The organism is Chitinophaga sp. 22620 (assembly GCF_052044405.1).
In the GTDB taxonomy this organism is placed as follows: Bacteria; Bacteroidota; Bacteroidia; order Chitinophagales; family Chitinophagaceae; genus Chitinophaga.
The window spans coordinates 1,007,403-1,026,517 of the sequence record NZ_JBQEMV010000003.1; the positions used below are offsets into that span (position 1 = coordinate 1,007,403).

Genomic DNA, 19,115 nt, shown 5'->3' on the forward strand with positions numbered 1-19,115 from the left:
AAACTTGGAAAAAAACGACATTCACCGCCCGTTCCAGATGGCCTTTACCGTTTCTTCCACGTTGATGCCCATGGGGCATGCGGGCGATTGTGTATTACCACGGTTGCGGATCATGGGCCGGCCTCTGCCCAATGAAACGATGCGGGAAATGGGCATTTGCAGGAACCCGTTCGGGTCGGTTTCCGCCAGCCAGCGGTGCGCATAGCGAAGCCAGCCGTTACGGTACTGTTCCGGCTGAAGGTAGAACCAGGTGATCTCGTCGTATCCCCAGATGAAATGCGAAGTAGTGTCCGCCACGCCGGGGCTGCGGCTTACGCCGAAGTTATCGAACTCCACCAGGTACGGCAGCGATTCGCAGGCCCAGCCACTGGGCGTAATGCCGCCTTTGCTCCTGTTAAAGAATGCGTCCAGGTAACCTGCCTGTAAAACGGCCTCCTGCGGTTTTTCCACCACCGGTTTTATACGAAGGGGAAAAGAGTTGAAGTCCAGCAGGCTTTTGCCATCCACTACCATCCCGCCGGAAGGTGTATGCGCGTCCAGCAGCACCCAGTGGCGGCGTGTATGCGCTTTGGCGTAAGCCCTCACCCTGGCCAGGAACCGCGCCCAGTGGCGCAGGCCTTTGTCTTCCATGCCGATCAGCGCTATCTGGCCCATGTGCAGGGCTTCGCAGCCAAGGTTCATATACGAGCCGGAGAGGAACATCAGCCAAAGCTGCGCTTCGGTACGCGTGATGTCCGGCACGCTGCGGCCTTTGCCCCAATGGTCCACCAGTTTGCCGTTCAGGTTCAGCATGCTGTCGTACCTGAAATTGCGATGTTCCACCGGCAGGTCCAGCGCTTTGAAGGTCCACTCCGGGATGGGCACCTGGCTGGCCTGCTCTCCCACTGCTTCAAACACGGCTGCCTGGAAGATCACTTCCGGATCGAAGGCATGCACTTCACCGATCAGCTTGCGCGCTTCCGACCAGAACGCCGGGTTGTTCAGCGTGGCCTCTTTGCCCCAGCGGTAGATCGCCCTGCCGATGAACTTCGCGCCGATGTTGCGGATCATGCGCACATCGTCTGCCTTGAAAGGATATTCGCCATCATTGCCGTAAGGGTCCACCGCAAGGAATTCCGCCATGGTCACCGAGCGGTTGAGGTAGTATTCCAGCGTTTGCCGGGAGATGCCATTTTCATCGAAGTGTGAGATGTTTTTTGGAAGAGCAGGCGACTGCCCGGAGGCAACGAACGTAACAGTGAGGCATATGCACAACAGGGCGTGCATACGCAGGCAAGGAAAGGATAGTTGCATAGACGTGGTTTTCTGTAATGACAGGGATCAAGGTACGGAGAAGCGGCCGGACTGTCAATAGAGGCTGACCGCGTTCTTATTGTATTTGTTGCGGTACTCCTGCGGCGAGAGGCCGGTGATCCTGCGGAAGAGATCGCGGAAGGCTTTCACATCCGTGTAGCCGGTATCGTACATCACTTCGTTCACTGTTTTGCGGCCCGTTTCCAGGGCTTTTTTGGCCATTTCCACTTTTACGCGCTGCTGGTATTCCACCGGCGTATTGCCCGTGGCTTTAATGAACCGCCTGTCGAAGTTGCGGCGGCTTACGGCCAGGCTGCCGGCCAGCTCGTCCATATTGATCCTCGCGTCCAGGTGGTTTTCCAGATAGGTTTGCGCCTGCAGCACGATCTCGTCGTCATGGTCTTTCTGCCCGTTGAATATCGTGAAGGGGCTCTGGCTGTTGCGGTCTATATCCACCTGGAACACTTTCGCGCAGAATATCGCCGTGGCCCTGTCGTAGTACTTCTCCACCAGGTACAGCATCAGGTTCAGGAAAGAATAAGCGCCGCCGTTCGTATAAATGCCCTGTTCGTCGGTGATCAGCCGGTCCGTTTGCAGGTTTACGCCGGGATACATTTCACTGAATTTCGCCGCTGCGTTCCAGTGCGTGGAACAGCATTTCCCTTCCAGCAAACCTGTAGCCGCCAGCAGGAAGGCGCCCGTGCAGATGCTGGCCACTTCCGCCCCGTTGTTGTATTGCCGCCGTATCCAGTCCACCGCCTCCTTGTTTGCCGCCACCACTTCGCCCAGGTTCTCATGCGCGAGAGCGGGAATGATCACCAGGTCCGTTTGCCGGACGGACCGGATATAGGTATGCGGGTTGATGGAGAACAGCCCGCCGTACAGGTCCGTGGAGCCCGAAACGCCCGCCACCTGCACGCGGAACACTTCTTCTTTTCCCTGGTTCCGGTACCAGGCATTGGCCTTCGTGAAGAACTTGTAAGGGCCGACCACGCTGCTGAGATTGTTCTGCCCTTCGGAAACGAGGATGGTGAGTGTTTTCATACAATGGTATTTCAGTTAAAGATACACTGAAAAAATGTCCAAAACAGCCCCCGACGATGTCTGTTTTACCCCTCTGCGGATAAGTCAGCAGTTGGCGGTCCTGGTTCCACCTTTCCCTGTAAATTTCCCCGGAGCCGGAAGAAATCCGTTATATTTAACCAGCTCTGAGATTAAGTATGCACCGAATTACACCTTACATACAGGCACAACGGCTGCCTGTGCTCGCCGCAGCTGTGCTGATCCTGTTGCTGGCGGGCTGTTCGGCTCCCCCTGTACCGCTTAAAGAACGAAAAGTTTATATCGGCCGGCAGGATGGCCGGTATATATTGTTCCGCGATAAAAGACCTTTCATTGTAAAAGGCGCCGCCGGTTACGATCATCTCGAAGCATTGCATGCCGCGGGCGGCAACACCATCCGCACCTGGGATACAGCCGGGCTGGGAAACCTGCTGGACAGTGCGCAGGCCGCCGGTATTGCGGTGATCGCCGGGCTTAGCGTTCCGCTGAGCCGTTCGCTGGAATTTTATAAGGACACTGCGGGCGTAGCCGCGTTATATAAAAGCTATCATGCGCTGGTAAACCGTTACAAGCACCACCCGGCGTTATTGATGTGGTGCCTCGGCAACGAGGTTGATTTCCCTTATAAACCGCGCTTCCGCCCTTTCTATAAAACATACAACCGACTGCTGCAAATGATCCACGAGCAGGACCCGGATCATCCCGTTACCACGGCGCTGATCAATTTCGACAGGCGCTGCCTTTACAACATCCGCTGGAAGGTGAAAGGCCTCGATCTTATTTCAATGAATATTTTCGGGGAGCTGCATAACCTTGAACGTGAGCTGAAAAATTTCTCCTGGTTCTGGGACGGCCCGTTCCTCATATCGGAATGGGGCATCAACGGGCCATGGGAAACGGAAGCCACCGCCTGGGGCGCTCCCATCGAAAACACCAGCAATAAAAAAGCGGAGCAATACCTTCAGCGTTATACCGATCATATGCCCGTGAACAATCCGCGGTTCCTCGGCGCCTGCGTATTTTACTGGGGGCAGAAGCAGGAAGTGACGCATACCTGGTTCAGCCTTTTTGCTGAAAACGGGGCCGCTTCCGCTGTTGTTCAGGCCATGCAGCTGATATGGACCGGGCAGCAACCCACTCACAGGGCCCCTTCGCTGAAATACATGCTGGTGGAAGGGAAAGGCGCGCGGGACAATATCCTGCTGCAGCCGGGCGCCATGCACGCGGCGGAAATATTATTCGATGAAGCCATTAGCGATTCGCTGCGTATTACCTGGGAGATAATGCCCGAAGACTGGTATATCCGTTACCGTAGCGACGTGAATGCCCGGAAGCCTGTTGTGCTGAACAGCCTGCTGCTTTCCCCCCAGGGAAACAAAACCGGCTTCCGCACACCCGCCAAAGAAGGGCCTTACAGGATATTCGCCACCGTATGCGACAGGTATGGTAACTTCGCCACCGCCAATACACCTTTTTATGTAGTAGCACCATGATGGAACCACTAGAGCCGGTATCCCCGCCGTCGCGGCTGGAATTATTCACCCTCAGGCTGATGATCGTGCTGGGCGTGCTCAGCATGGGCGTGCTGCTCTACAGCCTCCTGCGCAGCACACAGGTGGGCTATGAGCCCTTCTACTGGGTGCTCATGGCCGGCATCGCCTTCAACTGCCTCGCCATCCTGCATGAATGGTACCATTACTTTTCCATCACCATCCCTCCCGCTCCCCCGCAGCAATACCCTTTTACGGTAGACGTGCTTACCACCTACTTTCCCGGCGAGCCGTACGATATGATCGTGAACACGCTCACCGCCATCCAGGCTATGCCTTACCCGCATACCGCATACCTCTGCGACGAAGGCGATGATCTCTACCTGAAAGAAGTATGCGAGCGGCTCGGCGTGCGCCATGTGACCCGCAGCGACCGCAGGGATGCGAAGGCCGGCAATATCAACAACGCGCTGCGGTACGCCACCGGCGAATTGTGCGTGGTGCTGGACCCCGACCATGTGCCCGCTCCCGGCTTCCTGGACGCGGTGGTGGCCTACTTCAACGACCCGGCTATAGGATTCGTGCAGATCGTGCAGGCCTACAGCAACCTGGGAGACAGCCTTGTGGCCAAAGGCGCGGCGCAGCAAACCTTCCAGTTCTATGGTCCTATTATGTCCACCATGAACCGCTACGGCACCGTGCAGGCCATCGGCGCGAACTGCACCTTCCGCAGGGCCGCGCTGGATTCTATCGGCGGGCATGCCAGCGGGCTGGCGGAAGATATGCATACGGCCATGCACCTGCATGCCCGGGGCTGGAAATCGGTATACGTGCCCATCGTGCTCACGCGCGGGCTGGTGCCCAATACGCTCTCCGCCTACTACGCGCAGCAGCTCAAATGGGCGCGCGGCACTTTCGAGCTGCTGGTGACCAGCTATCCCAGGCTCTTCCGCAAATTCACCTGGGCGCAGCGATTGCACTATGGCACCATTCCGTTCCATTATTTCTCCGGCATTATTATCCTCATCAATTTCCTGATACCCGTGCTGTCGCTGGTGACCGGGTTGATCCCTTTCCGGGCGGATGTGCTTAACCTGGCGATGCTGGCCTTTCCCGCCATTGCTTCCATTTTGCTGATCAGGCATTTCGTGCAGCGGTGGGTGATGGAAGAAACCGAACGCGGCTTCCACGTGGTGGGCGGCCTGCTGTTCATCGGTACCTGGTGGATCTATATTCTCGGTCTCGTATACACGCTGGCGCGGAAAAAAGTGCCTTACATCCCTACGCCGAAAGACGATTCAGGGCCCGACGACTGGCGGCTGAACCTGCCGAACATTGCCGTGATCGTGGTTTCCGTGGCAGCGATCGTTTACGGGCTGCATTACGACTGGAATCCGTATTCCCTTTTTATGGCGGGCATTGCGGGGCTGAACTGCCTGATCATGATGTTCAACATCCTGGCCAGCCTGCGGCTGCACAATATACCCGCGCGTTACAGCTGGGTGAACACCATGCTGATCGTACCGCTGCTGCTGAAAAGGCAATTCTGGCTTTTCAGGCACCTGCACCTCTATGCCGGCGTGCGGAAGCTGGGCCTGCCCCTGTTGCTGGCGGTCATATTCCTGAGCTGGCATTTCACCCGCGGCGGCAGCGAGCCTGGAACGCCCTCCCATGCGAAACGCGGGCAGGAGCAGCCATTCTATACCGGCATTTATGACCCGGAACAGCGTCAGGGCATCGCTAACCCTGGCATCGTTTCATTGTATATTCCCTGGGGCGACGGGCCGCAAAGCCTGCTGCCCGATTCGCTGGCGGCGGAGATTTACAGGCAGGGCGCCATCCCGATGATCACCTGGGAACCCTGGGCCAACCTGTTCAAGAATACTACGGAAGAACTTGAAAAAGAACAAAAGATATTCGCGCATATCACCGCCGGCATGTTCGATCATTACCTCGCGCAGTTTGCAGACCAGGTAAAGGCCCTCAACCGGCCGGTGTTCCTGCGTTTTGCGCACGAGCCGGACAATCCTGCATACCCCTGGTCTGCCCGCGGCGGCAACACACCGGAAGAATTCAAGGCGGCCTGGCGGTACGTGCATGATGTTTTCCAGCGCCGCGGCGCTTTCAATGCTATATGGGTATGGAACCCCTGGAAAGCGGAAGCGGCTGAAGCGTATTTCCCGGGAAAAGGAACCGTGGACTGGATAGGCCTGACCATCCTCAACTACGGCCCCTACCAGCAGGACGGCCAGTCTTATTCCTTTGAAACACTGTATGCGCCTTTCCGCCGCCTGCCCCTTCTTCGTTCAGGCCTTCCCGTGATGATAGCCGAAACAGGCTCCCTCAGTGCTGCGGGCGGGCAGGACCAATGGCTGCACAATGCGCTGAAAGCAGTGAATGACAGCTTCCCGGAGATACATGCGCTCGTGTTCTTCAACACCAGCCACGACAAAAATGTACCGCCCGGCATTTCCGTGCCCTCGCTGGACTGGAGCATACAAAACCGGCAGCAGCTGCTGGCATCACTGGATAGTTTCCCCCGGCTCCGTCAACATACCGCTGCATACTCCGGCGCGCTGAACGATGCGCTGCCGGCCAACACCTTCCCGCACCGCGCATTGCCTGATTCCATCCGCGGGCTGAGCTACCAGAAAGGAGAAAGCTGGTTCCGGAACCTGCATGCCGTTACCAGGCGCGAAGCTGCCAGGAACATGCAAAGTATGAAGCAGCTGGGCGTCAATACCATCCGGCGTTACGGCCCGGGCGTGTACGACAGGAACATCCTGGCGGAAGCGCAACTCAACGGCCTGAACATCCATTACGGTTTCTGGATACCGGCCATCACCGGCATGGATAAAGATGCGGAAACGCTTTCAGAGCTGGAGAGGAACATCCTCCGCACCGTCCGCAAGCACCGCGGCGATTCCGTTATTACCGCGTGGAGCATCGGCAACAACGCCTGGCAGCAGCTTGCCCGTCATCATTACAAACCGGGCCTGCTGTACCAGCAAAAAGAATACATCAGCTGGCTGGCGGATCTTACCGCGGCCATCAAAGCCATCGATTCGTCCAGGCCCCTGACGCTGGACATGCACCTGAAGCCTGGCATTACCGCATCCCTGCAATGGCTGCGGCCGCAGCTTCCGGCCGTGGATGCTTTCGGCATTGAAGCTGGCGCCGATACCAGCGGGCTTGCAGAATTGCTTGCCTCGGGCATCCCCTGTTTTATCAGCAGGATGCCCGTAAAAACTTATGCAGCGCTTCCCCCCGCCATGCGCCAGCCTGCGTTCGTGACCACCTGGCAGGACCTTGAGACACGCGATTTCGTGACCTTCAACGGAATTACCGACCACCTTGGCCGTTACAAACCCGACTGGTACCAGCTGGCCGGCGTATGGGGCCAGGCGGTTCCCCCGGCATTGCCGCGCGTGAAAATACTGAGGCCTTCGCGCACCACGCTGCCCGGCAGCAGGCTCACCTACCATGCGCTGGTGAAAGAGGGCAGCGGATGGGCATTTGCCAACAATATGCACACCGGCCTGCGTTACGAATGGTATCTCGTAAAAACGGACCGGTACGGCTATCCCATCTTTATAGAAAAAGCGGGCGAAGGCCCTTCCATTACGCTCGATGTACCCGGGAACGCATTGCAATACCGCCTGTACCTGGAAGCCGTGAAAGACAGCAGCGTATCCACTTCCATGAACACGCTGCATACGCCGTTCTACTAGTTCCTCACCCGTTCCCGCTCTTCCCTGGAGCCGTTTCCTTCCGCACGCCTGCTCTTTGAACCCGTATTGCCGAAGCTGCGGGAGTAGGTCAGCTTTACGATACGGGCAATGCCGGACTCCGTGCTGAAAGTCACTTTGCTGGTCAGGTCGAACGCTTCCTCCGTAACACTGCCGAAATAACTGGTGATACGGAAAGTTTTGAAGATATCCGCCACCGACAGCTGAAGGCTTCCCCGGTTCTTTGAAAATTCCTTTTTTACGCCGCCGCTCACCATGCCGAAGCCATCCGCTTTTTTGGAACCGTCGAAGCCCGGCCCGTTGTACCAGCCGGACAGCTCGATGGAGAAACCTGCCGGTATGCGGAATGTTTCGGAGAAATTGGCCGTATAGCTCCAGTAGGATTTTACTGCCGGGAATTTTGTATGGCTCAGCCGAAGCTCCCGCCAGCCGCCGGTTACATTGTAATTCATGCTCCACCATTTCGTGACGTTCACAGGAAGATTGGCCTGGAAGGAAAGGCTTTTGAAGTAACGCATATTGTGTGGCGAGAGCACCAGGTACTCGTTGTGAAGACTGGGAGAAAGCTGGTAGCGGATGATGGGATGATCGTCGTGGCTGTACACCATCGAAAACGTGTATTCTTTATAGTTATATCCCAGCTTGAAGTTATGCGCGATGGTGGGCATCAGCAGCGGGTTGCCGGTTTCAACGCCGGTTGGGTCTATGTACACGACAAACGACGCGAGGTCGTTGTAGGCCGGGCGGCTGATGCGTTCCGTGTAGGACAATTGCAGCTCCGATGTTTCTTTTAATTTCCAGGTGAAGAACAGGGCGGGAAAAAATTTCCCCAGCCTGCGGTCCGCCACAGCAGTACCTTTTCCCGGATCATTCATTTTCGTACGCGCGTATTCGTAGCGCCCGCCTGCGTTCAGGCTAAGCTTCGGGCTGAGCGTTGCATTGAGGGAAACGTAAGCCGCGCCAATACCTTCCTTCATCACGATATTATTCACCGCCGCTGTTCTGCTGGTCCATTCGCCGTTTACCAGGCTTTCTATGCCGGAATTGCTTTCCGTTCGCGTATAGGTACCTTTGAAGCCTGCTTCCAGCTTCAGCTTCGGGCCCAGCTGCCTGCTGTAATCCACTTTGGCCACGCCTACCTGTATACCGGAGCGCGATTCCCCGCGCTGCCAGGGAGAAAAGATGGTGTCGTTGGGGCCCGGCTGGTTGCCGTACTGGTCCAGCACGGAGTTGTATGCATTTACGGGAAAGCGGTTCGCGTAGCGCAGGTAATCCGCGTCTATATGCAGCTGCTCCTTTTCATTGAGCTTTTGGTCTGCATACAAGGAAACGATCACGTTGTTCCACCGGTTATGGCCGTTCACATCCGCATCCAGCGAAACGATCCTGCCATTGTCCACACGGTACGTGGCATCGTTGTAGATACGCTGCGCCACATGGCTGTGGCTGTAAGTAACGCTGCCGCCCGCGCTCAGCCCTGCCTTCAGCTTCATATCGAAACCGGCATTGGCGTTATGGCTTTGCTGTGTGGGTTTTATCGTGCTGAGGAAACCCGTTTGCGAGCGGCCGCCGAAAACAGGCACAATATGATCGGAGGTGGAGAACCAGTTCATGTTCATATTGTCGTAGTTGTAAGACCAGGAGCCGTAAACGTTCGTTTGCCGGAGGCTGCGTGCAAACCCTGCGCTGGCAGCCGCCTTCCCGCCCCAGCCGTAGCCGCCTGTGAGGGAAATATTAGCCTGGTCGCGGTTCTTTTTCAGCTGGATATTGATCACGCCGCCGCTGCCTTCCGCATCGTATTTGGCAGGCGGCGTGTTCAGCAGCTCGATCTTTTCAATATCGTTCGCACTCATGCCGTGCAGCATGTTCACCAGCTGCTCAGGGCTCATGCGGATAAGCTTGCCGTTCAGCATCACCATCACCCCGTTTTTCCCGTTCAGCGCTATGCTGTTGCTGCGCCGGTCAATATACACGCCCGGGCTCCGCTCCAGAACCTCCAGCGCGGAGCTTCCTTTGGTGAGCACGCTGTTCTCCACGTTCACAATGGTGCCGTAGGGCTGCTGCTGGAACAGGGGTTTCCCGGCGCGGACGGTCACTTCTTCCAGCTGCTGCGCTGCTGCCTGCAAAGTGAACGCGCCCATGTCACGCCCGGCCGGCAAGAGCTCGAACGATGGAGAGGCGGCGGTCTGGAACCCGAGGCGGGAAAAACGGAGGACGTACCTGCCCGGCTGGAGGTCCGTAAAGCGGTAAATGCCCGCTTCGTCCGTCAACGCGCCTTTTACGAACGCAGAATCGGCCGCCTGCAACAGGTACACATTGGCGAAGGCCACCGGCGCGCCTGCCGGTGAATGGAGCCTGCCGCTGAGCGGGGTTTGCCGCCCGCTCGCGGTTGCAGCCACCAGCAGCATAAGGCAGAGGTGCAAAATGAAGGTTTTCATGGCGGGAAGTTTTATTCAACGCAAAGAAAAACTTCCCTTGCCGCCGCCCGAAACCAGGTTGACCAGCCGCCGCGGCTAATTGACCAAATGCCTGTAAAACGCCGGAACCGGGCAAATTACCGCTCGTATACCCCGCCCGGCAGGTGATCACTTATTTGATGCAGATCGTATAGCAATGGGGCGGAAATGGGCAAATACACAGTATCTTTAGTAACATATACTTTATACCGTGCAAACCCGGACCGGCATTCACTGGCTGCTGCGATACAAACTCTACCACATCCCCTTCTGGTGTGCGTACCATTTCACATGGTGGTCCATTGCCATGGGCAACCCGCTCAAAGCCGCCACTTCCATCCTGGAGCCGCACAGCGCCGTTAAATTTGTTTTTTACGTTATTTTCCAGGCCATCGCCGTGTATGTAAACCTTTATTATCTCATCCCGAAGTACCTCGAAAAAAGCCGGTTCACCGCCTACATCGGCCTGCTGCTGCTCACCATCTTGTGTACTTCCGCGCTGATCGTAACCGGCTATTACCTGGGCCCTTTCGTGGCGAACAAAACGATGGATGAAATATGGGGCGCCGGGCACAATTGCCTTTTCTTTTTCTTCAGCAACGCCCTGCCCTCCACCCTCGCCAGCATGACGCTCGCCATGAGCATCAAGCTCACCAGGAACTGGATACAGACCAGCCGCCGGCAGCAGATGCTGGAAAAAGAAAACCTGGAAACGGAGCTGAACTTCCTTAAGAACCAGATCAACCCGCACTTCCTTTTTAATACCATCAACTCCATCTTTTTCCTGATCCATAAAAACCCGGACAGGGCCTCCGCTTCGCTGGCCAAGTTCTCCGAACTGCTGCGGTACCAGCTGTACGAGTGCAACGACAAACAGATCCCCCTCAGCCGGGAGATCGGGCACCTGGAGAATTGTATTGAACTGGAGAAGCTGCGCTTTCCCGATAATGTGAAGGTCAACCTTTCCATAGACCCGCCATTCACAGAACAGGTGAGCATTGCGCCCTTCATCCTGATGACCTTCGTGGAGAATGCCTTCAAGCATGTGTCGCGGCACGCGGACCAGCCCAACTGGATCAATATCCGCCTGCACTTGCATGGGCAGCACCTCGATTTTGCCGTGACCAACAGCACCGACCACGGCGCCATTCGGCAGGTGGCCGCGCATGGAGGCATAGGGCTCAGGAACGTGCAGCGCCGGCTGGACCTGATCTATGCCGGCAGGCACAGCCTGAACATCAACGCCACCGCTTCCGCTTACGAAGTAAGCCTGCGGCTGGAACTGGCCGCGCTGCCGCAACCGGCGCTGCTACCGTCATTACGGGTAGGATGACGGGGCATGAATGATTAAAACACGCCGGACATGATCAAATGCGTAATAATAGACGACGAACCGCTGGCCAGGGAAGGCATTGCGGATTATGTGCAGGAAGTGGACTTCCTCCGCCTCGCCGGCACCTGCGAGAATCCCGTGGAATACATGAAACTGCATGAAAAAAATCCTGTAGACCTGCTCTTCCTGGACATACAGATGCCCAAGATCAACGGCATCGATTTCCTGAAGATGGCGCGTAACCCACCCATGGTGATCATCACCACCGCGTACCCCTCCTACGCCCTGGAAGGTTTTCAGCTGAATGTGCTGGATTACCTTGTGAAGCCCGTCACCTTCGACCGTTTTTTCCGTTCCGCCGCCAAAGCGAGGGACTACCACGAGCTGCTGAACAGGAACGCCGCGGGGCCGTTGCCGGCTGCCGAAAAAACGACCGATTATTGTTTCATCAAATGCGGCGGCAAATACGAGAAGATCCATTTTGAGGACATCCTCTACGTGGAAGGCATGCAGAACTACATCAACATCTACACCACCAAAGGCAAATACGTAACCCTGCTTTACCTCAAGAACCTGGAGCAGCATCTCGAAGGGCATTCTTTCATACGCGTGCATAAATCCTATATCGTATCCGTCAACAAAATTGACAGCATTCACGGCAACGAGATATTCATCGGCCCGCACCGGGTGCCCATCAGCCGCCATTACCGGGAGCAGGTGCTCCAGCAGGTGGTGATGAGCAAATTGTGGGACAAACCCCGTTAAAAACGCCCGCTACTGTTGTTTCAATGCAGAGTTTTTTCAATCCAAGGCAACTATTTTGGACTGATCATTGTATGATTAGGAGTGACCAAACCATTTCGTTATGAAAAACAAACATGTATTTGCCGCAACTGCGCTTGCACTGGCTGGCTGTATCTCTTTTTCCTCCTGTAACAACGACGATGGTGATAACGACCCCGTACTGATATTCGAGATCCCGCTCAGTACCAAGCTGGAGAACCCGGCCCCTCCCGGCAGATCGGAAACCGGTTTGCTGACCATGCAGCTGTATGCGGACAACACCCTTCGTTATTCTTTCCGGGTAGATAACCTGTCTGGCGGCGATGCGCTTACCATGGCGCATTTTCATACGGGCGACCCCGTGACCAACGGTCCCGTTATCCTTCCTTTTCCTGCCTGGACGGGCAACAGCAGCAACGGTACGCTCACGTTGCGGAAATCGCTGGCAGACAGCCTGAAGAACCGGAGCAACGACATCTATTTCAACGTGCACTCCACCCAGTTCCCCGGCGGCCTGGTGCGCGGTACTGTGAACAGCGACCTGCTGCTGGCGGAAACAGTGAATTTATCCGGCGTGAACGAAGTGCCCCCGGTAGTGACCACTGCCACCGGCGTGGCCCTGCTGCGGCTTACGGTAGACAGGAAGCTGTATTCTAAAGTGACCGTCAGCAACCTTCCCGGCGGCGATGCATTGACCATGGCGCACGTCCACCGCGGAGCAGCAGGTGTGAACGGAGGCGTGCTGGTACTGCTTTGCGCCACTGCGGCGGATTTCGGGATATCCAAAATGACCCAGCTGGACGAGCCCACCGCCAGCGCCCTGCGCACGGAGGCTTTGTATGTGAATGCACATTCCACCACCTGGCCCAACGGCGTAGTACGCGGGCAGATCCGTTAAGGGCTTTGCATAAAGTTTTTAGGTAAACAGGCCGTCTCGAAAGTAAGAGGCGGCCTCTTACTTTTATCCTGACGCCTTGTGCGGGTGGTTAGCTGTTTTGTTGCGCCAGGCGCCTGGCCTGTATTTAAATACCGGCACAGGGCAAAGCTTATACGTTGCTGCTAATGGGATATACGCAACTGCCTGGCGAATGTAGTGAACCCTACTTCTTATTTGTACCCCGGGGAGCTTTGGTAGCTGCTTTGGCGGTGGCGGCTTTTTTAGCGGTCGTTTTTACTTTCGCTTTCTTAACGCCGGCGGGTTTTGCCGCTTTTTTCTTAGGAGCCAGGGCTGCTTTCTTTGCTACTACCGGTAATCCTTTGCTGAACACCTTGGCGGCTTTTTCGATCCTGCTCTTGAATTTTTTTTCACCCAATTGCTCTTTCCAGTCGGCAAGCAGTGTTTCCAGCTGCTGAATTATGTTTTTACGTGCGTCTTTAGAGGAAAGCTGGCCATTTGCCTGCTCTTTAGTTGTTCCTGCCATGAATCATGTTATTTTATCTTTTAATATTATTGGTAACACAAAATTAACGATAAAATAATGCAGGCAATGTTAAGTTTTAAAAGGCCGATATCCCTAACCGCAAATTACTTTTGGGAGTTTTCTTTAACTTCCCGGCATGGAAGAGCTTTACGGCGAAACATTCAGCAAAAAAGACTACACGCAAAACCCTTTACCACAGGGCGAATACGAAAACTGCATCTTTGAGAACTGCAATTTTTCCGGGGCATCGCTTTCCGGCTGCATCTTCCTGGAATGCACTTTCGATGGATGCAACCTGAGCCTGGCAAAGCTCAGCAATGCGGCCTTCAGGGATGTGCAGTTCAAAGACTGCAAAATGCTGGGCCTCCGCTTCGACGAGTGCAATAAGTTCCTCTTCCAGGTAACAGCGGAGAATTGCAACTGCAACAACGCATCCTTCTACAATACGAAGCTGGCCAAGACCACTTTCAAAAACACCACCTTCCACGAAGCCGACTTTTCCGGCTGCGACCTCACTTCCACCCTGTTCGAACGCTGCGATCTCCTCCATGCCACGTTCGACAACACCACGCTCGAAAAAGCGGACCTGCGCACGTCCCTCAATATTTCGCTGGACCCGGAGAATAACCGGATCAGGAAGGCGAAGTTTTCGCTGATGAGTTTGCCGGGGTTGCTGGGGAAGTATGATATTGAGGTGGAGTGATTGGTTGGTATGGAAGTATGTTAGCTATGGGCTTCCCCCAGGATTGGGAATGGTATATTATCCTTTTGAATTATAGTGCTCGATGTTCCTTTCCGCTCCCGTCGGCCCATGGCTAACACAATCAAAAGTATCAATGCGAGAAGTATGCGAAAATACCTGTTCCCGGAGGAAATTAACTTCCGTGTCGGCGGCTGAGGCAACGCCACATTCGACCAACTCATCCACGGCATGCGCGCAACCATATTATAGCCGCATAAAAATGTAGTATTTATGAAGCTTAGGAAAAAGTTAATTACTTTATGGACATGGCCATCACTTACAACAAAACTAAAGAAGCATGCTCCAGATAAAACAACAGCCCGCGTAGATCACGCGGGCTGTTTGTTAACTATTTATAACGGTTTCATCCAACCGACCTATTAATGCGGCTTTCTCCAGATGCCCGACTGTCAATGTCTTTTTTCTCCGCTTTCTATCTCCTGTCAGCCATTTAAAAATTTCTGACAAAAAAACGTTTCTTTCTGCCCCAAAGTAATCAGCAGCCATAAAATGGCTTACATCGACATTAAAAGTATTACTGTATGCAAGTAAAAAATCTACCGCGTCATCCCCTGTCACACCCAAATCATCTTCTATCTGCGTAGACCTACTGATATCCTCTTTATCATCAATACCAGACTGTCTTACGACAAAATCCTTTATTCTATTAAATAAAATTTCATCAGTCATTTGATAAAATTGATTGATTAATTGATTCTAAATTATCGCCACGGAGCTTAATATTCTTGTTATGAACAAGAACAAACTTACCCGTTACAAAGTAATTATGATTCCCCGACACTTCCAAGTTATAAACAAGGACATCTCGAGTTGCCACTTTGACATTCACAACTTTTACAGAAAACGCATTCTCCCTGGACTTCAATATATCACCAGACTGTAAATCTTTGGCCTTTACCCATTCTTTACCAATCACATAAAAAGGATGCTCGGACGTCACATAAACAACTTCATCGTTTATTACTATCTCATATATCTCTCCGGTATGTCTGTTAAATGTATTGACAACCCGGCTTAATTCAATGAAGTCTTTCTCTACATTATAAGAATAAACACTATCTCCAACCTGTATTTCTTCTATCCCTTTAAGCCCTGTAGCGCTGTACACCTGTGTTCCCTTCACAAAACAAACAATCGGTATAGGCCAGCCATCACTGTAAGTTTCTCCGTTCCGCGCTCTTTCCTGCTGTTCATAAAAGTCTGCAGCGCCTGCAGAAATTGTACTTTGAATCTCTCCTCTGTAATCATAAACATCCTTGGCTAGCAATCCCCACCCTACGTATGGAACAAGCCGTCCCAAGAGCCGTCCAGCAACCGCTGTACCTACTTTACCAGCAGCTTTTTTCATCCCTACTTTTCGTAATGCTGCTCGGGTTGCTTTTTTGACAGGAGCAATATTGTATGGTAACTTCTTTGCAAGCCAAGATGAGGCCGGGGAAGAACCGGGCGTCGAACCTAAGAAGCCTTTGGGTTTCAAAGACGATTGGGGCCAACCCAGATATATTAAAGCAAGCCCTACAGGTGCTTTCCACGGAATATTCACTTGCGAAGCAGGAGCCGAACCGGTAATAGTTACAGGTGCAAGTTGAATCACTTTTGTTGTATCAAGCCCAAACCGGTCTATATATTTCAATGGATTATTCAGCACATACGCATATGGGCTGGCGCTGTAATGAATGGGAGAATTGTCTGCCGTCAATACTTTGGGAGAAAACATTACTGAATATGACTGCAAGTCTTCTATCTCATCAGACTCTAAACTACTATAGCCTTCATTGAGAATTTTCCCAAGCCCGTAATCATACTCATCTTCCTGTAAAGGATCTGGAACATGCCATCTTCCAATCTGCGGATCATACATCCTCGCTCCATAACCATACCACTCCAAACCACTTCCCCCATTCCCGGCAAACTCCTTGTTCTGTAGCTCCTTTCCATTGTATTGGTATTTGTTTTCAAGGCGACTTGGTGCTTTAGTCGATATCCCCGCCATGGTGAGCCCGTTGGGATAATAATGTGTCTCCTCCAGCACCGGTCCGGGTGCGTTCATCACCACCACATTATCAAAGAACACATCCTGCGGGCTTTCATTGCTGGTGTATACATACAGGAAGCCGCTCTTCTCCATCACCATCTTGCCCTGCGCCAACGTCTGCAGCTCATCCGGCGTAGCCTGCACTTGTTTGACCCCGCTGTTGCCTTCCACCAAGTTAAACTGTTCATCGAACAGCACAAAATTCAAATAAGCCCTGGGCCGTTGCGGGTTGGCCGCATCGTTGTCTTTATCCCTGAGCCGCTGGTAGCTGTTGTTAAAGTCGTTGTTGAAGGGCGTGTTGTTCACGGCTGCATTTATTCCAGCACCATGGCCCTGCTGCCCGGGAGTCTGACCGCCCGTGAAGGCGCTGATCAGGGCATTCAGCATATCCTCCGGTGGAGCCATCTTTTTGTTTTGTGGCGTAGGCCCGGATTTATAAAACGCCTTGGCCCCGATCTGGATCGTATCGCCCGCCATCACTTTGAGCACCAGGCTGGGACCGATCTTTTTATCCGGGTTTTCCCCGTTGAGTTTGGCCACAAAGCTGTTCTGCTGCGTGGTGGCGTCCTGCGGATAACCGGTGGGGGTGGAAGTTCGGGTGGCGTCGATGTTGGAGAACAGGGCCGTTTCTTTGGCCGCTGTCTCCGTCTCCATGCTGGCCAGGTAGGTGGCCGTTTCCTGCTCCCCGGTGGTCAGCACCGTACGGATGTTGCCCAGGTGATCTTTGAGGAAGTAATCGTAGCTGTATTCCACCGGCTGGCCTGTGGCATACACCGCCCGGATGCGGCCTTCCTCATGAGAGGCGAACCGCAGGCTGTCCTGTTCATACACCATGCCGCCGATGTAATCGGTAGTCGTCACCTTTGCCGGGGTCACGGTGCTGTCCGTCACCACCTTGCGCTGTTTGATGCCGACCGCATCGTAGAGATAAGCAATATTGCCTTTGCCCAGGATGTGGATATGTTCCGGCAGGTTCAGGTGGTTATAGCGGATGGAATCGATCTGTTTGTTGAAGTCTTTGCGCAGGTTGCCATTATAGTCATACAGGTAATCGATAGTGCCGTTAGTAGCCACTTCCTTAAAATCCCCCAGGGTCGTAGCCGGGTCGTTGGCCCCATCACTCACCGACTGGAGTTTGTTGGAGAGCTGGCTGGCTTCGTAGCTGTAGGTCAGGTTATCGATCACCGGGCTCGTAGTGCCTTTGCGGCCATTCTGCACCATTTTGCGGATGTTGCCATTGGCATCATAGGCGGAGGCTGGATTGACCCCGTCGCCCATGGTGACACTGAAGTCATAATTGGCCGACCGGTCCCAGGTGGTGGAGGTACCTACCTGCTGGTTAAAATCGGCTTTGAGCAGGCGGTTGGCTTTGTCGTAGCCAAAACCATAGGCCCGGGCCACCGGGTCGTTGAAGCCCCGCCATTTGATGCCGGCGATGTTGCCGTTTTTCTGCGTGTTGGTAAAACCATAATCATAGCTCAGCTCCTGGCCGAAGAAGTGGCCGCCGCTGCCGCTGGTCACATAGTCCTTGTTGATGGCGCTGAGCCAGCCGCGGATGTTGTATTTATAATCGAGGGTTTCCAGGTTAGCCCCTGCGCTGTTTTTCAGCGCTTTGCTCGCCAGTTGTCCCAATGCGTCGTAGCTGTTTTGGGCAATGATATGTTCGGTGCCCGTCCCCAGCTGTTTGCGGGTTTCCAGTACACGACCCGCATGATCGTATAGCATCCGGGTAATGAGCCGGGTGGCCGGTGTCACGCTGCTGTACTGGTTGGTATGGTGATGGGCGCTGACCAGCAGCTGCCCGGTAAAATCGTATAGGTTCGTCACCACATCGGTGCCGCCGCCAATATTATCGCCGAGCACCTGTTGCACCCGGCCTTTGTCGTTGTAATAGGTGGTGGTTACCAGCCACTGGTCGGTGTCCAGCACGCGTACCTTCATGCCGGTTACCATGCCTCTGGTGAGACCCGAATGCGCCGTCGGGCGTTCCCCTGTTTGAGTAGGCAGCGGGTCGGGCAGTTCGGTGGCCGTGTAATAGGTAGCTTGGGGGTCTTTTTTGCCCGCATAGCTGTAATCGTCGTAGTGGGTATAGGTGAGGGCGTAGAGTTTGGTAGGGTCCAGGTTGGGCAGCGGGTTGTTGGCGATCACCGTTTCGGTGCGCAGCTGTACAGTGGGGTCGATCTCCAGGGTCACTTCCCCGGTCAGCACCTCGAAGCCCGGCAGGGCGGTCACCGAGGCCCGGCCTTTGTAGGCGCTGCGGCCATCGTGGGTATTGACCACCAGGTCGTTGTCGCCCGGGATGGTTTGGGTGATGGTTTGGGCTGTAGTGGCGGTGGCCAGCTGGCTGCGCAGCGTAGCCACCGGCAGCGTGGTCTGGTACAGCGCCGTCATCGTCGGGCGGTTCAGCCCGTCGTAGAGCGTGGTCAGCCATTGGTTGGTCAGTCGCAGCTGCCCGTCCTGGGCAAACACCAGCCGGTCCCGCACATCATAGACCATCAGCACCGGTTCGGTGCCCGGCATCTGTTTGAGGATCATGCGCTGGCGCGCGTCGTATTCATAACGGAAGCAGAGCTCTTTGCGCAGGGTGGCATCAGCCAGGCTCCAGCCGTTGCTTAGTAATATCTCCACGGCTTTAGGCGGTAACACATAGCGCAGGTTGCCCAGGTCGTCGTACACATAATAGGTGCTCAGCCAGCCCACATGGCCCGTGCCGGGTGTGGCGGCCAGCTG

At 54.5% G+C, this 19,115-nt stretch carries 12 protein-coding genes; 6 read left to right on the top strand and 6 right to left on the bottom strand.

The features are described 5' to 3' along the window. Window positions 1-21: 21 nt before the first annotated feature. Window positions 22-1,293, bottom strand: coding sequence for a hypothetical protein (locus tag ACTJIK_RS19490; RefSeq protein ID WP_440649202.1), 1,272 nt, complete (start codon window positions 1,291-1,293; stop codon window positions 22-24). A 54-nt stretch (window positions 1,294-1,347) separates the two neighbouring features. Continuing rightward, a complete protein-coding gene (locus tag ACTJIK_RS19495) occupies window positions 1,348-2,337 on the bottom strand; it encodes a GlxA family transcriptional regulator (protein WP_440649203.1) in 990 nt (329 codons plus the stop codon). 176 nt (window positions 2,338-2,513) lie between these two features. Between ACTJIK_RS19495 and ACTJIK_RS19500 the strand changes: the two genes are divergently transcribed. Together ACTJIK_RS19500 and ACTJIK_RS19505 are read left to right on the top strand one after the other, a co-directional pair. Beyond that, the gene (locus ACTJIK_RS19500) at window positions 2,514-3,848 is read left to right on the top strand and encodes a glycoside hydrolase family 2 TIM barrel-domain containing protein (protein ID WP_440649204.1); all 1,335 of its coding nucleotides are present in this window, start codon (window positions 2,514-2,516) and stop codon (window positions 3,846-3,848) included. Further along, a complete protein-coding gene (locus ACTJIK_RS19505) occupies window positions 3,845-7,576 on the top strand; it encodes a glycosyltransferase (protein ID WP_440649205.1) in 3,732 nt (1,243 codons plus the stop codon). The genes ACTJIK_RS19500 and ACTJIK_RS19505 overlap by 4 nt, the downstream gene beginning before the upstream one ends. Here ACTJIK_RS19505 and ACTJIK_RS19510 read toward each other — a convergent pair. Further along, on the bottom strand, window positions 7,573-10,032 hold the full coding sequence (locus ACTJIK_RS19510) for a TonB-dependent receptor domain-containing protein (RefSeq protein WP_440649206.1): 2,460 nt from the start codon (window positions 10,030-10,032) through the stop codon (window positions 7,573-7,575). The genes ACTJIK_RS19505 and ACTJIK_RS19510 overlap by 4 nt on opposite strands. Before the next feature lie 229 nt (window positions 10,033-10,261). On the opposite strand from ACTJIK_RS19510, the gene ACTJIK_RS19515 reads away from it, so the two are divergent. From ACTJIK_RS19515 to ACTJIK_RS19525, 3 genes are all read left to right on the top strand, one after another. Beyond that, complete coding sequence (locus ACTJIK_RS19515) at window positions 10,262-11,383, top strand: sensor histidine kinase (RefSeq protein ID WP_440649207.1); 1,122 nt, start codon at window positions 10,262-10,264, stop codon at window positions 11,381-11,383. A gap of 30 nt (window positions 11,384-11,413) precedes the next feature. Next, a complete protein-coding gene (locus ACTJIK_RS19520) occupies window positions 11,414-12,148 on the top strand; it encodes a LytR/AlgR family response regulator transcription factor (protein WP_440649208.1) in 735 nt (244 codons plus the stop codon). Window positions 12,149-12,248: 100 nt separating this feature from the next. After that, window positions 12,249-13,064: a CHRD domain-containing protein gene (locus tag ACTJIK_RS19525; RefSeq protein WP_440649209.1), complete on the top strand. Its 816-nt coding sequence runs from the start codon at window positions 12,249-12,251 to the stop codon at window positions 13,062-13,064. Window positions 13,065-13,266: 202 nt separating this feature from the next. Here the strand turns inward: ACTJIK_RS19525 and ACTJIK_RS19530 are convergent, their stop codons facing one another. Then, window positions 13,267-13,587 (bottom strand): hypothetical protein, encoded by a 321-nt coding sequence (locus ACTJIK_RS19530; protein ID WP_440649210.1) that lies wholly within the window; start codon window positions 13,585-13,587, stop codon window positions 13,267-13,269. 136 nt (window positions 13,588-13,723) lie between these two features. On the opposite strand from ACTJIK_RS19530, the gene ACTJIK_RS19535 reads away from it, so the two are divergent. Then, complete coding sequence (locus tag ACTJIK_RS19535; protein ID WP_440649211.1) at window positions 13,724-14,290, top strand: pentapeptide repeat-containing protein; 567 nt, start codon at window positions 13,724-13,726, stop codon at window positions 14,288-14,290. A 384-nt stretch (window positions 14,291-14,674) separates the two neighbouring features. Here ACTJIK_RS19535 and ACTJIK_RS19540 read toward each other — a convergent pair whose 3' ends face one another. Then, window positions 14,675-15,019, bottom strand: a complete 345-nt coding sequence (locus ACTJIK_RS19540) for a DUF1493 family protein (protein WP_440649212.1) — start codon at window positions 15,017-15,019, stop codon at window positions 14,675-14,677. Next, a partial coding sequence (locus tag ACTJIK_RS19545) for a polymorphic toxin-type HINT domain-containing protein (protein WP_440649213.1) occupies window positions 15,012-19,115 on the bottom strand: 4,104 nt, incomplete at its 5' end. The genes ACTJIK_RS19545 and ACTJIK_RS19540, both read right to left, overlap by 8 nt.

Bases quoted from the DNA above. Each gene is read 5' to 3' on its own strand.
- ACTJIK_RS19505 (WP_440649205.1), top strand. From the start codon at position 3,845: ATGATGGAACCACTAGAGCCGGTATCCCCGCCGTCGCGGCTGGAATTA.
- ACTJIK_RS19500 (WP_440649204.1), top strand. From the start codon at position 2,514: ATGCACCGAATTACACCTTACATACAGGCACAACGGCTGCCTGTGCTC.
- ACTJIK_RS19525 (WP_440649209.1), top strand. From the start codon at position 12,249: ATGAAAAACAAACATGTATTTGCCGCAACTGCGCTTGCACTGGCTGGC.
- ACTJIK_RS19490 (WP_440649202.1), bottom strand. From the start codon at position 1,293: ATGCAACTATCCTTTCCTTGCCTGCGTATGCACGCCCTGTTGTGCATA.
- ACTJIK_RS19530 (WP_440649210.1), bottom strand. From the start codon at position 13,587: ATGGCAGGAACAACTAAAGAGCAGGCAAATGGCCAGCTTTCCTCTAAA.
- ACTJIK_RS19540 (WP_440649212.1), bottom strand. From the start codon at position 15,019: ATGACTGATGAAATTTTATTTAATAGAATAAAGGATTTTGTCGTAAGA.
- ACTJIK_RS19510 (WP_440649206.1), bottom strand. From the start codon at position 10,032: ATGAAAACCTTCATTTTGCACCTCTGCCTTATGCTGCTGGTGGCTGCA.
- ACTJIK_RS19535 (WP_440649211.1), top strand. From the start codon at position 13,724: ATGGAAGAGCTTTACGGCGAAACATTCAGCAAAAAAGACTACACGCAA.
- ACTJIK_RS19495 (WP_440649203.1), bottom strand. From the start codon at position 2,337: ATGAAAACACTCACCATCCTCGTTTCCGAAGGGCAGAACAATCTCAGC.
- ACTJIK_RS19520 (WP_440649208.1), top strand. From the start codon at position 11,414: ATGATCAAATGCGTAATAATAGACGACGAACCGCTGGCCAGGGAAGGC.